Below are 23,439 nucleotides of genomic sequence, written 5' to 3'. Positions count from 1 at the left end.
ACTTCCAAAGCGGAGGTCGTCTTTTTTATGTGTTTCGTTTAGAAACGGTCATTTTCAAATAGAATTTGTTTCACTTGTTCAACTGGCATATCCTCGCCAGTAAAGAGTTTGTACGCAAGGGCACCTTGCCATAGCATCATGCCAAGACCGTTAATCGTTTTGGCACCAGCTTCTTGTGCTTGAGCAAGAAGTTTTGTTTTTTGCGGGTTGTAGACGACATCTGTCACGATTAAGTCTTTGCGTAATACATCAAGGGTATCGTCAATAATGCTGAGCTCATCTAATGGTTTCATGCCAAGGCTTGTTCCGTTTGCTAAGATCGCACTTTCAGCTACTTCACGACGGAAAACGTCTTTGTCTTCAAGTGGGAAAATGTTTGCTTTGACACCGAATGATTTCATTTCGTTGTTGATGTAATTTACATTTTCTTCTGCTTGAACAAAGTATTGGTCATTACGAGCAAAAATACTAATTTCACGAATACCTGATTGTGCAAGCTGAATGGCAATCGGAGTTGCAGCGCCGCCAGATCCAACGAGTGTGACCTTTTGTCCAGCTAATTCAACGCCATGTTCAATTAAGTTTCTTACGTAACCAAGACCATCTGTGTTGTAGCCAACCAGCTTGCCATCTTTGTTCACAACTGTGTTGCTTGCACGAGTATATTTTGCAGAATCATCTAGTTCATCTAAGTAATCGAGCACTTTCATTTTGTTCGGCATGGATACGTTAAATCCAGCTGCACCCATCGCTTTCATCCCGTTTACTGCTGCTTCTAGTTCATCATTTCCTACCTCAAAAGCAAGGTAAGCATAGTTGATTCCTGTTAGTGTATAGCCAAGGTTGTGCATCCGTGGTGACAGGCTGTGCCCGATTGGTGTTGCAAGAAGACCGACTAATTTTGTTTTTCCATCAATATTACGTTCATGTATGTTTGTCATGATTGACATCTCCTTTAATTATCTAAACAATTTTTTCATGCGTCGTAAAACAAAGACTGCTAACAATACGCTGATGACCGCAATGATCATATCGAAGAATAAAGTCATTTTAATATCGTACGTGCTAACGAGTCCGCTTGTAATCAGCGGAACAAGGATAAACGCTGAGCTTGCCGCAATGTTGACATATGATGAAGCCGTTGCTTTGTTTGTAGGGAATAATTTCATCATAATACTCATCGCCAACTGGAAAATGCCGGCTGTAAATAATCCTAAGAAAAAGGTACTAACAATGACAATGCCGTATGTTTCGATTTGAAATAGTGAAAGCATGGCAAGGAATGCCCCGATTGGGTAAATAATAGCGACCATAATCGGTGAAATGAATTTATCTAATACGATTGAAAGCAATAGAACAGATACGAGTGCACCAATACTAAAATAAGAAAGAAGCTGCGTCGCTTGTCCTGAGCCAAGCCCAATCAATTTCAACCCGAGCTGTGGAAGCCAAGTTTGCCATACGACAAATAATGCAGTAGACGTGAATCCCATAAGTACAACAGCTAAACCTTCACCAAACATTTTCGGTTCTTCCTTCATTTGCTCTTGAACGGGAAGATCGTTTTGAGAAGCCGTTTGCTTATGATTTGGGAACGGCATAAAGATCAAGTAAATGCCTACAAGTAAATAAAGAAGTCCTAGACCAAAGAATGCCCAGCCCCAGAAGATGTCATGTGCAATAAGGAATGCCAAGATAAATGGAAGAACAGTCGCACCAATTGATACAGACGCCTTCACTAATACAGAAGCTGAACTTGCTTTTTTAGGAAATGACTCTGTCAAAGCAGGATATGTCCCTGAATCAAGCAATGAGTTTGCAATCCCTGCGGAAATGGCAAAAATGAAAGCCAATGTATAATTGGTCGTCGTTGGAATCCCAATTAAGAATAATAAGTAAAGAAAGTTACCTGTAATAATGACAGGTTTTCGCCCCCAGCTGTCTGCCAGCCTACCAGAGAAAAAGAGAGCAATTAATTTACCGATACCGATTGCTGATACAAGCAAGCTGATTTTTGGAATATCTACATGGTAGCGTTCAGATAAGCTTTCCATGTTTGATGCCACAATAATATTGATCATGCCTAGCATGAAATAGTTTAAGTACATGCCAAGTGATGATTTAATGTATGGATTTTTCATGTTCCCACTCCTATATTTGAAACCCTGTTCGGGCCAAATTCTTGTTACCCTTTGTTATTTCCTTAAACGTAAATAATATTAAGTCCATCACAACACCCCTTGTGTGATTGATGAAAAAATAATGAATATTCATCTGTTCTTCAAATAAGTACATCGTTCTACTAAATAATTAAAAATAATAACAGTTATCATAAGTTGATGGACTTCCTCGATTTGATCAGAATCAAAAGATCCATCTTTAACTGTAGTTGATATCATAAATAACGATATGTTCACAAAAGGTATAACGATATACTAAAAGAAGCAACGAGATAAATATACTCCTGCGTTTAAAATGTGTCAAGTTTATGACTTTGCGATTTAAAAAAAGAAAAATGTAATAAAGAAATAGTTGACTTGCTCAAAAAAAAAAGGAGAATCGCTTTGCAATTCTCCTTTCAGCGTGTAGACAAACCCTCGCATTCTTTGTCAGTCCTGCGCTCCGGTGCTCACGAATGTCAAATTCGCTCTGCTCCGGTGCTCGTCCTTCCTAGACTGCAAAGGTTTTCTATCACGCTGAAAAGAAGACAAAGGGCTAAAATCAAGTTCATTTTAGCCCTTTGTCAACAATCTGAAAGGGAGAATCGCTTTGCAATTCTCCTTTTCATGATCATGTCGAGGTTTCTCGAATATGAAGTTGAGGCTTTAATATCAATCGCTGCAGTTCTTCATCCTGCTCGTTCATTTTATGATACAAAAGGTTGGCTGCTTTGACTCCAATGGATCGTGGAAATGATGAGACTGTGGTGAGCGGCGGGTGATACATCTCCGCTTCAGGGATGTTATCGAATCCAACTACATCAATGTCTTCACCAGGCTTGATGTCACGCGCTGCCAATTCTTGAATCACCCCAAACGCCACTAAATCACTGAAGCAAAAAATAGCAGTAGGTGGTTCGGGAAGGTCAATCACTTGGGCAAGGGCTTCTTTCCCGCCTTCACGGGTAGGTACCATATCGATAATAAGAGATTCATCCATCGTCAGGTCTTCATCATCATGGGCTCTTTTGAACCCTTTCATCCGTTCAATCCAAGTCGAGGAGGATTTGACTCCGCCTAAGAAAGCGATGCGGCGATGCCCTTTTTGAAGAAGATGACGCACCGCCATCCAAGTACCTTGTTCATAATCAACGCCGACATAATCACAATGGACATCTGCTAATTCACGATTTGCCAATACTTTTGGTGTGCGAATGTTGTTTAATTGTTTCACCGTTCGTGTCGAGCTCTTCGATGCTGGATTTAAGATGATTCCACCCACTCGGTGCTCTACCATTGTGGAGATGAGACGCTCCTGCTTATCTACACTATCAAAGGTTGTCCCAAGTAAAACGGTATAGCCAAGTGATTCAAGTGTGGTTTGCACACCAATTAAAAATTCAGAAATAAAGGTGTTTGAAATATCCGTGACGATCACACCCACAATATTTGAACTTTTCGACCGCATGTTGGCAGCGACGCGATCGTACACGTATCCCAAATCCTCCATGGATTGCAGCACTTTTTTCCGGGTGGCTTCAGAGATCCTAGGGTTGTTGCGAACAACGAGTGAGGCCGTTGAAGTCGATACACCGGCATGCCGAGCGACTTCTTGTAATGTCACACGCTGTTTGTTCATTTTTTTCATTTGTCTTCACCAACTTCATTGGATTGCCTAACTATGGTTCATCATCAAGATGGATGTCTCCACCAAACGAGCCGAACATTCTTTGTTTCATTATACCTTAATCAAGGGGTGTTGATGAAGTGATGTCATATCGGCTTCAGATAAGGAGGAAACAACATCTTAAAAGATTACCATTGACAGCTTTCTTTTAGAGGCGTAAAATATAAAATTATTCAGAAATAGCAACATTTAAAGTAAATATCGAAGGCTATGATTGCTGTGGGTCACACTATGGCAGGAGCAGCTTCTGGAGAGACCGCATGTATGTGCGGCGCCGAAGGGTTCACAATCTCAGGCAAAAGGACAGAAGAGTACGAAATATTGTATTTGTGATGCATGGATCATACTGTGTATTGCTTTTCTCTATTTTGCTATTCTTTTATGACCGTGAGATTGGAGCGCATCCAATCTCTTTTTTTATGGACTTTTTGAGTGTTCATTATTTCAGTATAGGATCGTGTCGTAGGAGGGTGTTGAAATTGGCACAACAAGAGTTAAAGCGAGATTTATCAAACCGTCATGTTCAATTAATTGCCATTGGCGGAACGATTGGAACTGGGCTATTTTTAGGGTCTGGAAAGGCTATTCAATTGGCAGGACCATCGATCATTTTTGCGTACTTAATTGTCGGAATGGCCATCTTTTTTGTCATGAGGGCACTTGGAGAATTGCTCTTATCTAAGACGGGCTATCAGTCTTTAACGGATATAGCAGAGGATTATCTTGGACCATGGGCTTCCTTTGTGACAGGATGGACGTATTGGTTTTGCTGGATTATGACAGCGATGGCGGATGTTATTGCGGTCGGGGTGTATGTGCAGTACTGGTTTGATATTCCGCAGTGGATTCCTGCTATTATTTGTTTATTGATTTTGCTAGGATTTAATTTATTAACGGTGAAGCTTTTTGGAGAAATGGAATTTTGGTTTGCACTTATTAAAGTGATTACGATATTACTGTTGATTGGCGTTGGAATTGTCCTGTTAATCATTGGTTTTCAAACAGATGCAGGACCCGTGACGGTAACGAATCTGTGGTCACACGGCGGATTATTTCCAAATGGTGTGACAGGCTTCTTATTGTCATTCCAGATGGTGATTTTTGCGTATGTGGGCGTGGAACTTGTCGGTGTGTCAGCAGCAGAAACAGCGAATCCGCAAAAAAATATCCCGTCTGCGATTAATAAAATTCCATTAAGAATTCTATTTTTCTATGTAGGTGCGATTTTTGTATTACTATGCATCAACCCATGGACAGAACTCAGTGCATCAGAAAGTCCTTTTGTGAAAACCTTTGGGCTCATTGGGATACCAGTAGCGGCGGGACTCATCAACTTTGTCGTCCTGACATCTGCGGCTTCTGCTTGTAATAGCGGTTTGTTCTCAACGAGCCGAATTTTGTATAATCTCAGTCATCAAAAACAAGGACCGGCATCTTTTGGCCGTCTAAATAAGCATGCTGTTCCAAGTAATGCCCTGTTTGTGTCGACGATTGTGGTGTCAGTAGGGGCTCTTTTAAGCAAGCTGATTCCTGAACAAGCCTTTGGTATTGTGACAACGATCAGTGCCATTTGTTTCATTTGGGTATGGAGTATTATTTTAATATGCCATCTGAAATATAAGAAGACACGTCCTGAACTGCATAAGGCGTCTACCTTTAAAGCGCCATTTACACCTTTTGTGAATATAGCGGTTCTTGTGCTCTTTGCTGCTATTCTTGTTATCATGCTTTTCGCTGATGCAACACGTCCAGCATTGTTATTGACACCCGTATGGTTTGGGTTCTTATTTTTGATTTATGCACGAAAGAAACGCCGTTCAGCATAATGAACGAAAAAAGCACAGCCTTTTTAAATGGCTGTGCTTTTGCTTATTTAACGATTTCGAATCTTCAACATATAGTATGCATTAAGAATGATCAGAACAAGTCCAACGACGATGATGGAGAAGAGCTGAGAGTGATTGGCGCCAAGAGAATAGACAATCAAAATAAACATGGCACCGGTCAATAAAATATTCATCATTTGGAAAGTGTGAAAAAGCCCATCGAGCATCACATGCTTTTCGCCTTCATCAGAAATGGCGAGCAGTTTTTTGCCATAATCTTTATCGGTTGGACTAGGTAGGTGACGATTAGGATAGACGAGCTTTAGGACAGAGATCGATGCATAAGAAAGAATGACGGTGATCAAAAATAAGGCAGCATTTGCGAGAATCAGCCAGAGTGGCTGCTCGGTTACGATGGAAATTCCAATTGCAATAATCGATAAAATGGTACTCACCGTATTAGCTAACGTTACATCAGTAAAGGTTCGGTACTGTTTTACCTCGAGTTCATCCTCCTCATCACCAGATACTGAAAGAGAGACTCTTTTCTTCATGCGCGAAATGCCTGAAAAACAATAAATGATGAATAGAACTGTCAGGCCAGTGATGACAAGAGTCGCTTCAAATGCAGCTTGCAGAAGTGTCAGCTCAAATTCGGCTGCCAGCAAACAGTAAGCACCGAGAAAACCAAGGAGAGCACCTAAGAGCATTTTGTATACAGTTTTCATGTGAGTTCATCCTCCTCGAATAGAAAAATATGTTCAATGGGTTCTTGAAAAATACGTGAAAGCCTCATAGCAAGTAAGAGAGACGGCATTAATTCATCTCGTTCCATTAAGCTGATCGTCTGGCGGGAAACCTTTGCCCGTTTCGCAAGCTCCGTCTGGTTTAAACCATCACGCGCCCGCAGCTCTTTTAGCCGATTTTTCATTCTGTCACCTCAACTCTGATCAAAATGTTATCTTGATTGTAAAGTATTATATTCATTTTGACAAGTATATTTGTCAAAATGATAAAAATAATTGTCAGAAAGATCGCCTTTATTCAAAAGGGAATCAATGATACGCTAAAGAAAAGAGAAACAGAAAATAGGTGATGCCCATGTTCATTGATCAATTAAAAAGTGACTTACATCAATCACAGCCGCTATTTATCGGAGAAGAGACAGCGTTCAAAGCGGCAGTCCTTGTCCCTTTGGTGCAAGTAAACGGGGAATGGCATGTTTTATTTGAAGTGCGATCACTGACGATGAGAAAACAGCCTGGCGATATTAGCTTCCCAGGAGGCAAACTCGACGGCGGCGAAACCGCACAAGAAGCTGCACTGCGGGAAACATATGAAGAACTAGGGATTCCGCCCGAATCCGTCAAGGTTTTAGGACAACTCAGCCCTTATATTGCCTCTCCATCCTTTGTGGTATATCCATTTGTCGGAATCATTGATGAACAGCAGGTCAAACATTCCTTTAATCAAGAAGAAGTAGATGAGACCTTTACTGTGCCTCTATCATGGCTCAGCCAATACGAACCGTACTTACACCATGTATCGGTGCAGCCAACACCAGGAGAGGACTTTCCTTATGAAAAAATCATGAATGGTGAAAAATACAGCTGGGGGAGTCGTTCGATTGAAGAGTGGTTTTATGATTACAATCGTTACACCATTTGGGGATTAACTGCCCGCATATTAAAACATTTTGTGATGGTTGCAAAAAGAAATTCCTAGAGAATCAGCTCTAGGAATTTGTTGTAGAAAGGCGTTCTTTTGCGGTTTCTTTTCCTTTCCCTTTTCCAATTAGGATGGGCGCTTTAGCTTGGCTCAATCCATATGAAGGCATGTTCACGTAGATAGATTCATATGAGCCGGCTTGAATTTGATACGTTTCATGATAAATTCCAACCGCGTCATTATGTCGTGCTCTTTGGTTAAATTCTTTCCAAGCAGTCAAATGCTTCTCCATCTTGGCATAGGCAAGGAGGTCCTCTGTTGATTTCCAATATTGGATCATGGTGGTAGTGCGTAAACCGAAGTAATTTTCTGTCCCGAGAAAACCAAGTTCATCTTGATGTGTATAAAGTTCTTTGATCATCCCCGGCATCGCCTTAAATACTGGCAGCCATTGATGGACAGCCCAGCGTTTATTGATTCTCATTCCGATAATGAACACAACAATCGGCTCAGAATTGTCTGTTGTATACCTGCCAGCACGTATATTTTTTTTCATTTGTTCACCCTTCTTCCTTCATTGATTCACAGGTCTCCACGCACCAATCAATTCCAGCCTGAGCCACTTTCTTTCCGTAATCTAACGTATACAGCCAATACTTCGCATCAGCTTCATCTGGATACAGCTCTTGAATGTTTTGTTCAATCGCAACATATGTCTCATAACGGATACGGAGCTGCCTCTCATAATCCTGTAAAAGCACCAATTTTTTCTCAAACGAAAGATATTGACCAAAAAATAACTTTAATAACACCTCATTTCGTTCTGATGGTACTTGATCGAGCGGCTGCGCCAGCCATTGCCTCAACGTGTCCAGCCCTTTTTCAGTTAGATGATATTCCCGCTTGTCTGAGCGGCCAGTTGTAGAAGTGGGTGAAACCTTCGCAAGCCCTTCCTCGACTATTAACTTTAAAGCTGGATAAATTTGTCCATAACTAATTTTCCAAAAGTGATGCAAGCTCCTATCAATTAATTGCTTCACTTCATACCCAGACTTACAATCTGTCGTTAAAATCCCCAAAATCGCATATGTCGTATCATTGTATTTTTTCATTGATCAACACACCTATCTAAAAGATATATCATTTAGATATATAATAAACGATGTATAACTGCAGATACAAGAGGTATGAGAAAAAAATAAATGCTAGAAAGGAGGTGAAGAGATCACTGATTTGTTAATCAATGAGATGAATCCTTCATATAGAGTGAACGATCATAGTTTGGAGGGGACATATGAGTAAATCGAAAATCTGGATCATGACTATTCTGGCGGTACTACTGATTGGTGGAGGCGGCTGGATAGCCTATCAAGCAATCGCACAAAAGAGTGGTTTGAATCATCCCTACGCCTTTGCATATAAGACTCATGATCGTGTGAACTGGTTCAAGGTAACGGAGAGAAACGGAAAAGTAACAGGCCAGCTGAACGAAACCATTTTAGAGGAAAATCCGCAAAGGCATTATGATCCCAATCTATTTATCAACAAATATCAATTAACCGGAAAATCAATTGAAAACGGTTACGAATTTTATGTGAAGCAAGGGAAAGAAACGGTCACATATGAAGTTCACCTTGCCGAAAAAGATCTTTCTGTGAAAAAACAAGGTGAAAAGCACAGCATCACATACAAAGCAATTGATCAAAAAAACCTACGTGCTGTTCAACAGGACATTCATACTCGATATGAGAAACTGATGGATGACACGGAAAATAGATTTCATGATTATGTACGAAACTTCATTAAGAAAGTAACAGGCGCTTATGGTTATCTGTATACAGCAGAGGATGGTTCATACCAACTATTTTTAAAAGTAAAACGAATGTATATGCAGTCTGAATGGGCAGGTTCTTTTCTAATGAGAAAGGTTCCAGGAGATGGTGGTGAACCTTATAAAGAAACGAAACATACAGCAGGTGGAGTTTCAGATGGGATAATGTTTGATTTGAGTACTTATCCTGCAATTGAAAAGGGTTTTATTTTAGGGGAAACTGACCGAGACGCAACATACATTAAATTTCCTTTTAAAATGGCAGGCGGGATTATAGAATTTAAAGCGGTCACGAAAGAGGAATATCAAGAACAAACGGAAGCATTCAAAAAGAAGGCGAAAGAATGGCAACAGTAGATCGTGTTGGAACAGATGATTGTTGTGAATGGGATTTCAGGGCGATCAGAATAAATAGGGATCATGAAGGTTTTTCAAAACATATTTGAGTGGAGGTACGTATGAGTAAACTGAAAATGTGGGTCGTGTCTATCCTGGCAGTACTCATCTTAGGTGGAGGCGGCTGGACAGCATATCAAGCAATTGCACAAAAGAATTCATTGAATCATGCCTATGCATTTGCGTATAAAACGAAGGATAAAATGAGCTGGTTTGAGATATCTGAGAATAAAGGCAAAGTAACGGGGCATTTGAATGAAAAGTATATAGAAGAAATATGGTGGGATCCCAAAATATATAAAAAACAATATGTAGTGTCCGGGAGTTCAAAGGAAAACGGTTATGAATTTCGAGTCAAACAAGGCAAAGAAACAATCATATACGAAGTTCAAATGTCCGGTAAAGACCTATCTGTGAAAAAACAAGGTGATAAGAAAAGCAGAATATATAAAGCAATCAATCGAAAAAAGCTAGATTCGTATCACAAAAAAATTCAAGATCGACATCAACATCTAGTTGATACATCAGAAACTAGATTTTATGACAATATGAGGCACTTCAGGGATAAAGTAGCCAAGGTATATGGTTTTCTATATACGGCAGAGGACAAACAACTATTTTTACAAGTGGAAAGCATGCATATTGAGAATGGATGGCTCGGCTCTTTTCTAATAACAACTGTTTCTGAAGATGGTTGTAAGCCATATAAAGAAATGAAATTAGAAGTCGGAGGCTTTACGGATGGTGGAGGATTTTTAGACATGAGCTATGATCCTATAATTGAACAAGGTGTACTGATAGGTTCGACTGATCGAGATGCAAAATCAATCAAACTGCCAGTTAAAAAGACCAACGGTACAATAGAGTTAAGAGCTTTCACGCGTCAGGAATATAAAAAACTCCCTAAACCATATATCATGACAGGCGATTCGGTAGAGTTAAAAGCTGTCACGAAAAAGGAATATGAAAAACAAGCGAAAGCATTTAAAAAGAAAGCAGAAGAAAAGAGAAAATAGGCGTCTTAAACCAGATGAGTGAATCAACTTATCTGGTTTTTTATGGAGAAACATTTTGTTGATTGATGATAGAAGGAACAAAAGAGTTGCTTTAAGTAAATAAAGAAAAGTATTTTGGGTATATAGACCTTAATAAATTTCAGAAAAATAAATGTTGACGCTTTCATATAATCAATATATACTAAAAACAAATCCAATATAAATAAATTAGACATGTGACTGGTCATGCAGGCAGGATCTAAAAACGATGAATTTCTTTAATTTGTCGTTTTAGATCCTTTTTTTATTGCCAAAATATAGGTCTCATGTATGAGAAAAGGAGGAGAAAAAATGGATTACACACAAGTCGCCAAAGATGTTTTACAGCATGTAGGTGGTAAAGAAAACATTGCGCACCTTGAACACTGCTCAACAAGACTTCGCTTCACACTAATTGATCAGAAAAAAGCAGATGTACCAGCATTAGAAAAAACACCAGGTGTCATAGCTGTCAGAATGTCAGGACAATGCCAAGTGGTCATTGGGAATGACGTGATTGAAGTGTATCAACAGGTAACAAATTTAATGGGCGGCAGCTCGTCTGGGCAAAGCATGCCATCCAATCAGCCAAAAGAAAAAAGAAAAGCAGGCACAGTTCTATTAGATTTCATTGTGGGTGTCTTCCAGCCGCTTGTTCCGGCTATCGCAGGCGGAGGGATTTTAAAATCATTTCTTCTCCTCTTCTCTTTATTAGGATGGGTGGATGCAAAAGGCCAAACCTATCAAATACTGAACATGGTGGGTGACGCACCACTATACTTCCTGCCATTACTAGTCGCTGTCACAACGGCAAATAAACTAAAGGTAAACCCACTGGTCGCATTATCAGCAGTCGGTGCACTCCTTCTTCCGAACATGACAGCCATGCTTACTGAAGGTGCGCAATTAATGTCATTCGACGTAAAAAATATAGCTTATGCGTATCAAGTGTTTCCAGCAATCCTTTCTGTATTGCTTTACGCTCAAATGGAAAAATTCTTCACACGATTTTCACCAAAACCAATTCGGATTTTCTTTGTCCCAATGATGTCATTAGTCATTACTGTACCCGTTACGTTACTGTTATTAGGACCACTTGGTTTTACAGCAGGACAAGGGTTTTCATCCGTTATTCTTGCGATGTTTAATACAGTAGGTTGGGTAGCTGTCGCAATTTTAGCAGCGGTACTCCCGTTTATGGTTGCATCAGGCATGCACAAAGCAATGGTCCCTTATGCAGTGACAACGATGGGGAACCTCGGGAAAGAAGCACTTTATTTACCAGCATCACTTGCGCATAATATTGCGGAAAGTGGAGCATGTTTCGCAGTGGCACTACGCACGAAAGACAAGGTACTCAGATCAACAGCTATTTCGGCAGGAATTTCAGCATTTTTTGGCATCACAGAGCCTGCTTTGTATGGTGTGACACTTCAAAATAAACGCGTACTTGGAAGTGTCATGATTGGTTCGTTTGTTGGCGGGATCTTCATTGGATTAGTTGGTATACAAGCTTTTGTACTTGTTGGTCCTGGATTAGCAAGTATGTCGATGTTTATATCAGATGAGCTTCCACGAAATCTAATGTTTGCTGTCATTGGAGCTGTCATTTCCTTCGTTGTTGCTTTTATCGCTGCTTTTGTATTAGGTAAGGATAAAAAAGTAGAAGAAAAGACAAATGATCAAGATGCATTTGCTGAACAAATTGGAGCAGGGGAAACTTTCAAAAGCCCTGTGATTGGTCAAATGATCTCTCTAGCTGAAGTAAAAGATGATATTTTCTCTTCAAAGGTCATGGGAGACGGAATTGCCATTATTCCTTCAGAAGGAGCGTTATATGCACCAGTAGATGGTGAGGTCACCTTGCTGTTCGAAACAAACCATGCACTTGGTATGAAAACGGACAAAGGGGTTGAAGTATTATTCCATATTGGCATTGATACTGTACAGTTGGAAGGACAGTATTTTTATCCAAAAGTGCAGGCAGGAGATCGTGTACAAGCAGGGGATTTACTCATTGAATTTGATGTAGAAAAAATCATGGAAGCAGGATACGATCCAGTTACGCTTGCTGTCATCACGAATACAGATCAATATGATATTAAGGTACAGCCATTACAAGAGGTCAATCGCCAAGATACATTGATGGTTATCACCCAATTAGGAGGCTAAACATATGACGACAATAAAAGGTTTTCCAAAAGGATTTTTATGGGGCGGCGCCATTGCCGCCAACCAAGCAGAAGGCGCTTGGAATGTAGATGGAAAGGGCCCATCTGTTGCTGATATTGCGATGTACCGGTCTAATTTGAGTGTAGAAGATTATGAAGGGCATCTAGCTGTTACTTCTGAAAATATAGATCGAGCGATGAAAGACCCAGATGATAAAAAGTATCCAAAACGCAGAGGTGTTGATTTCTATCATCACTATAAAGAGGATTTGGCTCTATTTGCTGAAATGGGTTTTAAAACTCTTCGCATTTCTATTGCATGGAGCCGTATCTTCCCAACTGGAGAAGAGAACGAACCAAATGAAAAAGGACTCCAATTTTACGATCGTGTATTTGCAGAAATGAAAAAACACAACATAGAACCGATTGTGACACTGTCACATTATGAAATGCCGTTAGCACTGAGCGTGAAATATAATGGCTGGGTTGAAAGAAAAGTCGTTGATCTCTTTGTTAAGTTCGCCAATGTATGTTTTGAACGCTATAAACATGATGTGAAATATTGGCTGACCTTTAATGAAATAGATAGTATTCACCGCCACTCTTTTATTACAGCAGGAATTATTCCTGATCGCTGTCCAGAAGGGAAAGAGGAAGAGACGGTTTATCAAGCACTCCATCATCAATTCATTGCCTCTGCACTCGTAACAGCAGATTGTCATCGCATCATACCAGGCAGTCAAGTAGGGTGTATGCTGACAAAATTAACAACGTATCCGCACACTTGTCATCCGAATGATGTGGAGCGGGCATTGAAACAAAACTTAGAAAACTATTTCTATGCAGATGTTCAGGTATTTGGTGAATACCCGCCGCTTATCAAGCGCATGCTTGAGAGAAAAAACATTCATATCCAAATGGAATCAGATGATCTTTCTATTTTAAAAGAAAATACAGTAGATTTTATCTCGTTCAGCTACTATATGTCTTTAACTGAATCAGCTGATGAAGGATTAGAAAAAACGGATGGAAATACCATCCGTGGGGTCAAAAATCCTTACCTTCCATCTACTGATTGGGGATGGCAAATTGATCCGGTTGGTCTGAAAATTTCTTTAATAGAATTATATGATCGTTATCAAAAACCACTGATCATTGTAGAAAACGGCATGGGTGCAAAAGATGTTGTTGAAAGTGATGGATCAATTCACGATGATTATCGTATTAACTATTTCAAAGAGCATTTCCGCCAAATGAGAGAAGCGGTGGAAGAAGGCGTTGACCTCTTCGGATATACGAGCTGGGGCTCAATTGATATTATTAGTGCAGGTACATCACAGATGTCAAAACGATACGGGTTCATTCATGTAGATCAAGATGACGATGGAAACGGTACATTAAAACGTTCTCGTAAAGACTCATTTTATTGGTACAAAAAGGTCATTGAAACAAATGGTGAATCGCTTGATTGAAAAACCACAATCATGAAAACAGGTGATGACGATGTTTAAAATCAAAAAAGTTTTAAACTCGAGTGTGGTTCTGGCTGAAGATCAGAACCAACAGGAGATGGTTCTATTCGGCCGGGGGATTGGTTATGGACAAAAACCAGGTCAAATGATTGAAGAAAAGAAGGCAGATCAAGTGTTTATGTCTGTCGATAACATGAGAGCGAAGGAATTTCTCCAACTATTAGATTCAATGCCACAAGAGTTTATCGATTTAACTCAGCATATTGTTCAATATGCTGAAAAGCGCTTAAACTCAAGTCTGAATTCTGGTGTCTATTTTACCTTGATGGACCACTTGAATTTTGCAGTAGAACGGCACAAGAAGAATATTAATATTACAAATCGAGTATACTGGGAAATCAAAAACTACTATACTGAAGAATTTGAAGTAGGTAATTATGCGCTTGAGTTAGTCAACGATACATTGGGCATACAATTACCAAAGGAAGAAGCGGCCAATATCGCCTTTCATTTAATTAATGCGTTAGGTGAAGAGTCCGATTCCAAAGATGGCATGAAGTATGCCAAGATGATCGGAAGTATTGTGAATCTCGTCCGCTATACGTTGAATATGAAAATGGATCAAGAGAATATTCATTACAGCCGATTTATTACACATGTGAAATTCTTTGTTGAAAGATTTTACGCAAATAAATTATTATCAGATCAAGAAAATGAGTTGTTTGAACAAATTGCACACTTGTATCCTCAAGCGATGGATGTGGCTTTCAAAATCAAAGATTATATTAAACAGGTGCACAGTATTGTTATTCCAAATGACGAACTTACGTATCTGGCGGTACATATTCACCGCCTCATTTCTTATCAAGAACTAAAATAAATGTGGACCACTTGCCTTGTAATGAGGCAAGTGGTTATTTGTATTGTATCGGTTTATGTTCCGATAGGTCGTTCTGTTGGGTTAAGATTTGTATCATTTAACGAATTGTAAGACACCGTTTGTCCGAAAACAACGATGGCTAAAGCGAAAATGAGTAAACTCACTTTTTTCATCATAATTCCTCCAGTTAAGTGTAGTGTGTTCCAATTGATAGGCATCCTTCAAAAAGAGATATGCTTGGTGAATTGAACCCAGCTCTTCAAAGTGTTTGGCAGCTAGTGCACTTAATTCACGGGCACCTTCAACATCCTTTAATTCTTTCAGAATACTGATGTCATCGAAACAGGTTTGAGCTTTTTTGGATATGTCTTCAGTGAAATATAGGTGATAGAGAAAATTCATTTTTGCTGTATAGATGGGGTTTCTGTCTATTTCTTGTTTTTGTTTGACCAAGTCAAAATAATAGAGAGCTTGCGACTTTTCATCAATGGAGAGTAGCTCTTTTAGTAACATAAACATGGAGTGTTCGAAATAACAAGATGAAAGGTAGTCATCATCACTAAGAGCCTTTTCTAGGGCATCAATACATTTTTTTGATTCTCCAACTTCGGCATATAGAATACTGATATTGTGATAAAGCTGTGATGCTAGAAAATGATCGTTTAATTGATTTGAGATGTGTAATGCTTTTGTGTAGTAATTCTCAGCTCTTTTGAAATCGCCAATATCCATGAAGTTGGTGGCTGCGATCACAAAAGCTGCTGCCAGTCTTCTTTCATAGCCATCATGACCTTTGAAAATATCGATGGCATTCTGAATATAATGAAGTGAAATCAGGCTTTGGTGAAGCATCATATATAGGTTTGCGACCTTCGTATGGAATTCTGCTACTTCTATTTCATCAGGAATGTTTTGTAGTTTTTTCTCAGCAATTTTAAACAGTCCGATGGCTGATGCATAGTCTCTGTTATATGAAGCGTAAAGGGCTTTATATAGGTAAAAATAATATTCAATTAAGTCGTTTGTTTTAGAAGGGTATTCTAGCACTGTCGGTTCATTCAGTTTTTTACCTCTTCGTTCATATAACATGAGCTTAAACTTGCCTTCTAGCAATGAATAGTAGGTCAAGACCTCCTGATTCTCTTCCATCTCTTGAAGTAATTCCTTTAATTCTGTGTAGAGTGTCTTTGCATTGTGTACATCATGCTTACGAATGGCAATTCGCCAATCATTTAAACGGTTCCCCACCTGTTCAGCTGAAATGATTTTCATGGAAATTTCACCTCTTTAACATCCTTTCGCCTGTTTCAATAAAAAACGATATCACAATTTTTGGTAAAATATAATCGTTTCTGGGAGGTGATTGACAGGAGGTAATAAAAAGGACCTTATGTCATGAGATGTACGTTATTGTAATGATGATTGATTGTTTATTCAAATGAGTAAAATCTTTTTTTGGAAGTCTAAAAACGTGATAGATACTATTAGTTTTAAGTTTATGGTCGAAAATACCATCTGAATATATGAAATAAAGCTATTTTAGCTATGAGAAAAGAACAATGAAAGGTCGATCTAGAAGGGAAAATCAGTTATGATGTTGCTAGATGATTTTGGAAAAGAAACTGGAAGTTACTGAGAAAGGTGAATATCCGAGACAAGTGTTGACCTTTCAGAAAGGATGTTGAAATGAAAAAAAGATTTCAAATGTTAAACTGGCAAATGACAATTGTGATGACGACGCTTTTACTTGTTTTAGTCACTCTTTATATCTCAAAGAGATACTTTTATAGCAAAGAAATTGAGTTGCTGACAGAATCTTGTCAACAAGAAGACGGCAAAATCATACTAGAAACAAATAGTATGACTATGGATTACTCCTTTGAGTGTAAGAAAAAATAAAACAGGCAGCTTTCTGCCTGTTTGACACCAATTAAAACCCTAAGTTTTGTAACCACTTGTTTAACAAGGCCTCTCGTTTCTCAGCGGTGAAGCGATCGTATTTTCCTAAATTTAAATGGGCTGAAATTTCACCGTCATTCATAAATAAAATTCTTTCAGAGCAAAGGGCCACTTTTGGATCATGGGTGACGAGAAGCAAAGTTGTTCCTTCAGAATTGATTTGTGAAAAAATATCCATGACTTCCTTTGTGGTGCTTGAATTAAGAGCACCTGTGGGCTCATCGGCAAAAAGAATGTTTGGTTCATTCATAAGAGCTCGACAGATAGAGGCTCTTTGGAGCTGTCCTCCTGATACTTCTGATAAATATCTATCAGCTAAATGATCAATATCAAGTTTCTCCATTAGATATTTTGCTCGTTCATTGACTTCTTTTCTCGGCATTTTCTTCGCTAAGTAAGCTGCAGCAATGATGTTATCAAATAGATTGAGGTTTTTTAGTAAGTGGCTGTGTTGAAAGACGAATCCCATCTCTGATAAGCGCAAAGCTGTTAACTGTTTGTCTGTCATTTCTGATAGCAGTTGACCTTTATATTTGATTTCTCCTCTGGAGGATGTCTCTATACAGCTAAGTTGATAAAGCAAAGAGGTTTTTCCGCACCCTGAAGGTCCCATAATGGTGACAAATTCTCCACGTTTAATGGTTAAGTGAATATTTCTAAGAATGGTCTGTTTTTGTCCTTTAAATGAATCAATTTGTAAAGACAATTGTTTCGCTTCAATTAATTGTTCCATGTGAAACATCTCCTTATGAAAGAGTATGACGACTGATTTTACTAGAAAAAAAGGACTTCAATAACCACGAGATGACAGTTAAATTCACTATAAACAGCAGGAGAGGATACACAATCCAAACCCATTTCGGGGCTAACCACTGAAGGCTGGATGCTCCTAATGATGCGCCGCCTGCACTCATCAACGCCGGACCAATAGTATGAACAGCGATTGCTCCAATGAAGGCACCAATAGAGAGAACGACGATAAAACTTGTTAAGTATTGATAGGTTAAATCTTTTTGAGAAAAACCAATCGTCCTTAACAAGTGAGTACGATTTAAATCTTTCGCCCTTAACATGTGCAGAAACATCATTAACATGAGGCTGGCTGTTCCAAAAGCTGCGATGGTTGAAAATAATGCAATCACTTTTACTAGAGATGCGGTGCTTCCTATTGTTTGATGCACATATTCTTTCATATCCGTCACTTTTGCAGGAGACATATTTGTTTCAAGTGCTGCTTTTTTCCCTGCCATATCTATTCCTTGTTTTAATTGTATTTGAATGGTTTTCCAAAGGGATGAATGAGGAAAAGGCTGAGATAATGATTTAGCTGTTTTCCCTCCGTTAGTGACGTCTTGATAAATGCCGGTAACCATTTTTTGAACTTGCTGTCCATTTGTGGCGAGAGTGACTTTTTCGCCTATCTTTTTCTGAAGTGAGTCAGCACTTAACACCGATAAAGCAATCTCTTCCTCCTTCAACGGTTCCCTTCCTTGTAAATAGGTGAGAGGGAATGCTGATAGATCACCTGTTTCTAAATAGAGCGTTTCTAGTGTATTCTCCATTGTTTTGGCTTGTAGAGAAGTTGTTTCATAGACGGCAAATGTTTGAATGTCTTGGTCTACGCTAATCATAGACTCTATTTTATTTGTACTTTTCTCTAAATGATTTCCCTGCCGAATATCAATTCGAAGGTCACTTTTTCCTGAGCCAAGATATGTGACGAAATCTGGTGATTGTAATGTGTACCATAACTGAATCGGCATTAACATTAAAAATGTACAAAGCGCAATAATACAGGTAATTGTTGAATACATCTTTATTCGCGAGAACAGATCTTTCAAACCAAACCAAAAATTGACTGGGAGGAATCTGTTTTTCTGGAGGTGCATAGGAATTTGTTTTTTATGGCTTGGTGAGCTTATGCCGCCTTGAATGGCTTGAGCTGCTGATATTTGACCAAATCTTCTTAGGACAGTATAGCTGAATGAGATGACGATCATTGCCGTCAAAATTGATACCAAAAGCGGGATCACCTGATGAATAAAAGAGAGGCGATTCCCCATATATTGCTGAATATTGGTTGTAAACAAATCACCAAACATGAGTGTCATCAAATATCCTGCTATACACCCTATACAGGCAAGCACAGCATACTTCCCAACGTATAATTTTTTGATTTTTGATAAAGGAATTCCTAGCACTTTTAAGATTCCAATTTCACGTTCATCCTCTTCTATAGCGGCCGTCATAGCGAGACGAAGAGAGAGGAGGGAAATGCTAATGAGCAGAAAGCAGACAAGAAGGAGAATGGCGATCACCATACCATCTGTTAGGGCATTCAGCATGTGAAGCAGGGGTAATGTGACAGCAGGCCCTTGTTGTGGCAGCTCAGATGATTGATAGAGTGATTGAAAAGCATCTGCTTGACTAGCATCATGCAATAAGAATTCAATTAAGTACTCCTTTTTTTGAAACACTTGATTCAGTGTCGCCCAGTCCGCATCATGCAGAAGAAATCTCTTTGAACTGACAAGACTTGGATTCATTTGGGCATCTCGTAAGAACGTTTTGATTTGAAAAGAGAATTGATGAGAGCCTTTTGTAATGAGTAACCTTTCGCCAATCTTTAAATGGTATTTTTGTTGAAAATAAATAGGGACTGCTACTTCTCCTTTATTGACAGTGAGCTTTTCATTTCGTTCGTTTAAAAGAAAATCAAAATAGCGATTTTGTTTTACAAATAAATGATCCATCACACCCGCTTGAGCAGGCTCCTGCCCGAACTTGATGCTGACGTGTTCGATCGGAATCATTGGAACAATTTGATGTGCCTTTACCATCGACTGTTTACTTGAAAATATATCGACCGCTTTTTCATCTAAGCTGCCATCGTGCATTTGGACAAAGTCTGGTGCTTTGGCTGATTGGAGTAGATCAGAAATGGAACCATTCAGCTGGACCGTCATTTGCGCAGCGCTTGTTGCTAAAAATGATGTCATCATGATGCAAAGGGTTAAGCCGATTGAAATGAGACGGTGGCGGGTTAGGTCTTTCTTGATAAACGTCAATCTCATGAGGCTGATTCTCCTTCATGTCGAAGCATATTTTTTGTAAGGAAGGCAAGTGCAAACATCAAGGCACTGACGATTAACACGGTCACATACATGCTGGCGGAAAAAGTGTTGAACAAGAACCCGTACATCATTTGACCGAGCGGTGCAGCACATTGAGAGACCATTGTCAGATTGGCCATGACTTTTCCTAATTGAGCATTGGGTGTTTTCTTTTGCACATGTGAGATGACAACGATCGAAATCATGGTGAGCAGCATGGCAATTGGGAGACACCCTGCTAAAAAGAGAAAATAGGCTGGAAATGTACCAAATTGAAGAGCCATCTTGGATGTTGAAAAAGCAACAGGCAGCAAAATGACTGCGATGACGAGCAGCCAGCGATACAAAGTAGGAATGCGCCAATGTTTCGCTACAAGCCCAACTAGCAGGGCGCCTGCGATGACGGCAAACTCAATGATACCCATTCCTATTCCGTACATGATGTCACTGCTTTTCATTGTGACCCTTAAAATAATGGGACCTCCAACGATAAAAAATGGTGTGAGGATGAAATTTAGCAGCGCTGCAAGCAGCATGGCTCTTTTTAAAAATGGCTGGCTTCCGATATAGGAAAATCCTTGTTTCATATCTTTCAAGAGTACTTTGGTCATCGGTTCTGCGAGTGGGCTAGGTGAGAAAGAGATATTTAACCGTAAAAGCATGCATGCTGATAGAAAAAATACAATGCTGCTAGCGCCTATGATGACCTGGCTCCCAATGAGTCCGTATAAAACGCCGCCAATGATAGGAGCGACAACACCTGAAAGGGCCTGCACGCCATTCACGATGCCATTCGCTTGTTCTAATTTGTCTTCTTTCACTAGCTGAGGAATACTGGACATCACAGCAGGAGCATAAAACGTACTCATGACACCAAGGAGAATCATGACGGCTCCAATCATATAAAGTGAATCATGACCTGAAAATAACCAGAAATAAAAAGCCAGAATCATAATGCCAGTAAGAACATCAAATAAAATCATCAAATTTCTTCTGTTAAACCGGTCAGCAATTGCTCCTGCTAATGGCGAAAGGAGGAGCGGGATATTGGATAAAGCGAAAAGCAGAGCATATAAATCAACACGATGTGTCATATCCAAGACGTGTAAAGATAGAACAAAACGAATCAAGGAAGACCCGAAAACGGAAATAATTTGCCCGAGAACGAGATAGATAAAATGGGTGGAGCCATTTTTGGCTGATAACGACATGAAAATCACTCTCCTTTTAGACCGACCGTCAGTCTATAATGTATGCAGGATTGGTATTGAAGTGACCAATCACTGATTATTGTCTTCCGGTTCTCCAGTTAAACGTTGGAGAAGGAAGGAGAAACTTCCCTTTTCTGCATGTAATGAGGCTTCAAGGATTGCGATAAATGCTAGAGCTCGTTGTATGCTTTCCGCTGCGGTCCATTGGAAAAGTCCCTCATCAAAGATAACCTGAGCAGAAGCGAGGAGAAATTCGACAGTTTCTTGCGGGTAATCCGTTTGAAATATCCCTTCTTCTACCCCTTGCTGAATGACTTCTGCTAAAACGGGTGATAGCTCTGTAATGGCTTTGATCAAGCTTTTTTGATGCATCTCTGCATTAGCAGGCTGATGAAATTGTTCGATCATGCCTTCTTTATGGCTGCCCTGTTTAGGAGATTGTGCCATGATGATGCGAAATAATTTATCAACCACTGAGATATCTGGATCAGCGGCAATACGCTTTGCCTCGATGATATCTGCTTTTATGATCCGGTCAATGATTGCATCCATCACTTCTTCTTTGGAAGTAAAGTAATAATAGAATGTGCCTTTTGCAATGCCAACGGCTTTGAGGATGTCAATAATTGTGGTTTGCTGATAGCCTTTGGTTGAAAAAAGCTTCTCTGCTGCATTTAAGATGTCATTTTTGCGTTCCTCAGGATGTTTAACGGTTCTCATAAAGCCATCCTTTCTTTTGACTAGACTGTCGGTCGGTCCCTTGATTTGATTAAACACTTTTTGGCGTATCTTTGTCAACGGCTGTTTTTTTCAGCTTTGCATTTATTGTGCAATGACACTATGATACATTGAATGAAAACCCCTTCAGGAGAGATGCTGAATGCAATTTTTAACCAGTGAATTGGCGCAAGAGATGGTTGAACGTACGATGCATATTTTACATCAAAACATCAATGTCATGAATGCGGATGGTGTCATTATTGGGTCTGGTGAACGAAAAAGGATTGGACAAAAACATGATGGAGCACGTCTAGTGCTGTCAAGCGGAGATAGTGTGGAGATTGATCAGGAGACATCCCACCGCTTAAAAGGCGTGAGACCTGGAATCAATCTGCCTATTTGCTTTCGCGAACAAGTTGTTGGTGTCATTGGGATTACGGGTGAGCCAGGGGATATTCGTCATCATGCCGAGCTGGTGAAAATGGCAGCTGAGCTCGTATTAGAGCAGTCTTTTCTACTTGAACGCTTCCAGTGGCGGCAGCGAATAGAGAGTGAAATTGTGAATCAGCTCATCTCCGAGTCTGACATGGGTGATCATCAGCTGAAGCACCGTGCTGACTGGCTTGGAATGGATTTAGACAAGCGGCGAATGGCTATTGTTTTTCAGCCGATTCCATCGTCCGAGGATACGGTACACAAAATGATGCATGCCATTCAATACGATAAGAATGCGGATGATTTACTAGGCATGACCTTCCGTCATGAATTGATCCTGTTAAGACAGCCGATATGTGACCATCAATTCAAGCATGTGATGAAACAGCTACAACAAACAATGGCAGGTGCAGTTGATGGACAAGTGCTCGTGGGTGTAGGAACTGTCGCTGAGGATATGAGTCAATTACCGTTGTCCTTTCAGCATGCGAGAGAGGCCCTGCGGTTAGGAAAGGTGCTCCATCCAGAGGAAAGCATATATGTCTTTGAATCTTATCAGCTTGAAAGCTTGTTTATAAAAGCGAGAGCCGCCAAAGAGGGCAAACGGTGGAGTGATTTTTATCATCCGCTGATACAAGAAACGGAACTCGTTCAAACGTTAAAGGTTTACATTGAAGAGGGCGGGGACTTACAAAGAATCGTTGATCGTCTATTTATTCACCGCAATACACTGCGATATCGTTTAGATAAAATCCAGGCATTGACCGGAAAAGATCCTCGTCATGTGAAACAGTTGATGGAGCTGTACATAGCACAATTGGACCATCAACTGTCTTAATTGTGCATTTGCACAACTGGATAAAGAAATAAATAAAAG

At 39.7% G+C, this 23,439-nt stretch carries 20 protein-coding genes and 1 riboswitch; of the genes, 8 read left to right on the top strand and 12 right to left on the bottom strand.

Annotated features, from left to right (window positions below):
- Positions 1 to 38: 38 nt before the first annotated feature.
- The 3 genes from LCD32_RS18095 to LCD32_RS18085 all read right to left on the bottom strand — a co-directional run bounded on the left by LCD32_RS18095 (position 39) and on the right by LCD32_RS18085 (position 3,807).
- The gene (locus LCD32_RS18095; protein WP_224564421.1) at positions 39 to 941 is read right to left on the bottom strand and encodes a quinate/shikimate dehydrogenase; all 903 of its coding nucleotides are present in this window, start codon (positions 939 to 941) and stop codon (positions 39 to 41) included.
- A gap of 18 nt (positions 942 to 959) precedes the next feature.
- Complete coding sequence (locus LCD32_RS18090; protein WP_007497314.1) at positions 960 to 2,141, bottom strand: MFS transporter; 1,182 nt, start codon at positions 2,139 to 2,141, stop codon at positions 960 to 962.
- Positions 2,142 to 2,790: 649 nt separating this feature from the next.
- On the bottom strand, positions 2,791 to 3,807 hold the full coding sequence (locus LCD32_RS18085) for a LacI family DNA-binding transcriptional regulator (RefSeq protein ID WP_007497313.1): 1,017 nt from the start codon (positions 3,805 to 3,807) through the stop codon (positions 2,791 to 2,793).
- A gap of 276 nt (positions 3,808 to 4,083) precedes the next feature.
- A riboswitch (glycine riboswitch) is annotated at positions 4,084 to 4,163 on the top strand.
- A 162-nt stretch (positions 4,164 to 4,325) separates the two neighbouring features.
- Between LCD32_RS18085 and LCD32_RS18080 the strand changes: the two genes are divergently transcribed.
- Complete coding sequence (locus LCD32_RS18080; protein WP_224564402.1) at positions 4,326 to 5,672, top strand: amino acid permease; 1,347 nt, start codon at positions 4,326 to 4,328, stop codon at positions 5,670 to 5,672.
- A 47-nt stretch (positions 5,673 to 5,719) separates the two neighbouring features.
- Here the strand turns inward: LCD32_RS18080 and LCD32_RS18075 are convergent, their stop codons facing one another.
- Entirely contained in the window at positions 5,720 to 6,400 is a 681-nt protein-coding gene (locus tag LCD32_RS18075; protein ID WP_076821448.1) for a DUF3169 family protein, read from the bottom strand.
- Positions 6,397 to 6,603, bottom strand: coding sequence for a helix-turn-helix transcriptional regulator (locus LCD32_RS18070; RefSeq protein WP_008347396.1), 207 nt, complete (start codon positions 6,601 to 6,603; stop codon positions 6,397 to 6,399). The genes LCD32_RS18075 and LCD32_RS18070 overlap by 4 nt, the downstream gene beginning before the upstream one ends.
- Before the next feature lie 170 nt (positions 6,604 to 6,773).
- Here LCD32_RS18070 and LCD32_RS18065 point away from each other — a divergent pair, with 170 nt between their 5' ends.
- Complete coding sequence (locus LCD32_RS18065) at positions 6,774 to 7,397, top strand: NUDIX hydrolase (RefSeq protein WP_035703939.1); 624 nt, start codon at positions 6,774 to 6,776, stop codon at positions 7,395 to 7,397.
- A gap of 10 nt (positions 7,398 to 7,407) precedes the next feature.
- Here LCD32_RS18065 and LCD32_RS18060 read toward each other — a convergent pair whose 3' ends face one another.
- On the bottom strand, positions 7,408 to 7,896 hold the full coding sequence (locus LCD32_RS18060; RefSeq protein WP_065461416.1) for a DUF4188 domain-containing protein: 489 nt from the start codon (positions 7,894 to 7,896) through the stop codon (positions 7,408 to 7,410).
- A 4-nt stretch (positions 7,897 to 7,900) separates the two neighbouring features.
- Positions 7,901 to 8,452 carry a PadR family transcriptional regulator gene (locus LCD32_RS18055; RefSeq protein WP_065461415.1) on the bottom strand — a complete coding sequence of 184 codons (552 nt, stop codon included), beginning with the start codon at positions 8,450 to 8,452 and terminating at the stop codon, positions 7,901 to 7,903.
- 182 nt (positions 8,453 to 8,634) lie between these two features.
- Here LCD32_RS18055 and LCD32_RS18050 point away from each other — a divergent pair, with 182 nt between their 5' ends.
- The 5 genes from LCD32_RS18050 (at position 8,635) to LCD32_RS18030 (ending at position 15,124) form a co-directional block, all read left to right on the top strand.
- Positions 8,635 to 9,528, top strand: coding sequence for a hypothetical protein (locus LCD32_RS18050; RefSeq protein WP_065461412.1), 894 nt, complete (start codon positions 8,635 to 8,637; stop codon positions 9,526 to 9,528).
- Between the two features lie 101 nt (positions 9,529 to 9,629).
- The gene (locus LCD32_RS18045; protein WP_065461410.1) at positions 9,630 to 10,583 is read left to right on the top strand and encodes a hypothetical protein; all 954 of its coding nucleotides are present in this window, start codon (positions 9,630 to 9,632) and stop codon (positions 10,581 to 10,583) included.
- Positions 10,584 to 10,913: 330 nt separating this feature from the next.
- Positions 10,914 to 12,773, top strand: coding sequence for a beta-glucoside-specific PTS transporter subunit IIABC (locus LCD32_RS18040; protein ID WP_017368397.1), 1,860 nt, complete (start codon positions 10,914 to 10,916; stop codon positions 12,771 to 12,773).
- A gap of 4 nt (positions 12,774 to 12,777) precedes the next feature.
- A complete protein-coding gene (locus tag LCD32_RS18035; RefSeq protein WP_065461409.1) occupies positions 12,778 to 14,244 on the top strand; it encodes a glycoside hydrolase family 1 protein in 1,467 nt (488 codons plus the stop codon).
- 31 nt (positions 14,245 to 14,275) lie between these two features.
- A complete protein-coding gene (locus LCD32_RS18030; protein ID WP_060781586.1) occupies positions 14,276 to 15,124 on the top strand; it encodes a PRD domain-containing protein in 849 nt (282 codons plus the stop codon).
- Between the two features lie 93 nt (positions 15,125 to 15,217).
- On the opposite strand, the gene LCD32_RS18025 is transcribed toward LCD32_RS18030, so the two are convergent.
- The 5 genes from LCD32_RS18025 to LCD32_RS18005 all read right to left on the bottom strand — a co-directional run bounded on the left by LCD32_RS18025 (position 15,218) and on the right by LCD32_RS18005 (position 22,127).
- Positions 15,218 to 16,396, bottom strand: coding sequence for an aspartate phosphatase (locus tag LCD32_RS18025; protein ID WP_060781585.1), 1,179 nt, complete (start codon positions 16,394 to 16,396; stop codon positions 15,218 to 15,220).
- Between the two features lie 658 nt (positions 16,397 to 17,054).
- Complete coding sequence (locus LCD32_RS18020; protein ID WP_060781584.1) at positions 17,055 to 17,816, bottom strand: ABC transporter ATP-binding protein; 762 nt, start codon at positions 17,814 to 17,816, stop codon at positions 17,055 to 17,057.
- A gap of 13 nt (positions 17,817 to 17,829) precedes the next feature.
- The gene (locus tag LCD32_RS18015) at positions 17,830 to 20,157 is read right to left on the bottom strand and encodes an FtsX-like permease family protein (RefSeq protein WP_060781583.1); all 2,328 of its coding nucleotides are present in this window, start codon (positions 20,155 to 20,157) and stop codon (positions 17,830 to 17,832) included.
- Entirely contained in the window at positions 20,154 to 21,407 is a 1,254-nt protein-coding gene (locus LCD32_RS18010; protein ID WP_035703969.1) for an MFS transporter, read from the bottom strand. The genes LCD32_RS18015 and LCD32_RS18010 overlap by 4 nt, the downstream gene beginning before the upstream one ends.
- A gap of 69 nt (positions 21,408 to 21,476) precedes the next feature.
- The gene (locus LCD32_RS18005; protein ID WP_035703974.1) at positions 21,477 to 22,127 is read right to left on the bottom strand and encodes a TetR/AcrR family transcriptional regulator; all 651 of its coding nucleotides are present in this window, start codon (positions 22,125 to 22,127) and stop codon (positions 21,477 to 21,479) included.
- Positions 22,128 to 22,287: 160 nt separating this feature from the next.
- On the opposite strand from LCD32_RS18005, the gene LCD32_RS18000 reads away from it, so the two are divergent.
- Positions 22,288 to 23,400 (top strand): CdaR family transcriptional regulator, encoded by a 1,113-nt coding sequence (locus tag LCD32_RS18000; protein WP_035703978.1) that lies wholly within the window; start codon positions 22,288 to 22,290, stop codon positions 23,398 to 23,400.
- Positions 23,401 to 23,439: the final 39 nt, after the last annotated feature.

This window comes from Bacillus sp. RSS_NA_20 (assembly GCF_020165915.1).
Classification (GTDB): Bacteria; Bacillota; Bacilli; order Bacillales; family Bacillaceae; genus Bacillus; species Bacillus altitudinis.
This window is presented reverse-complemented; position numbering and strand designations above follow the sequence as displayed.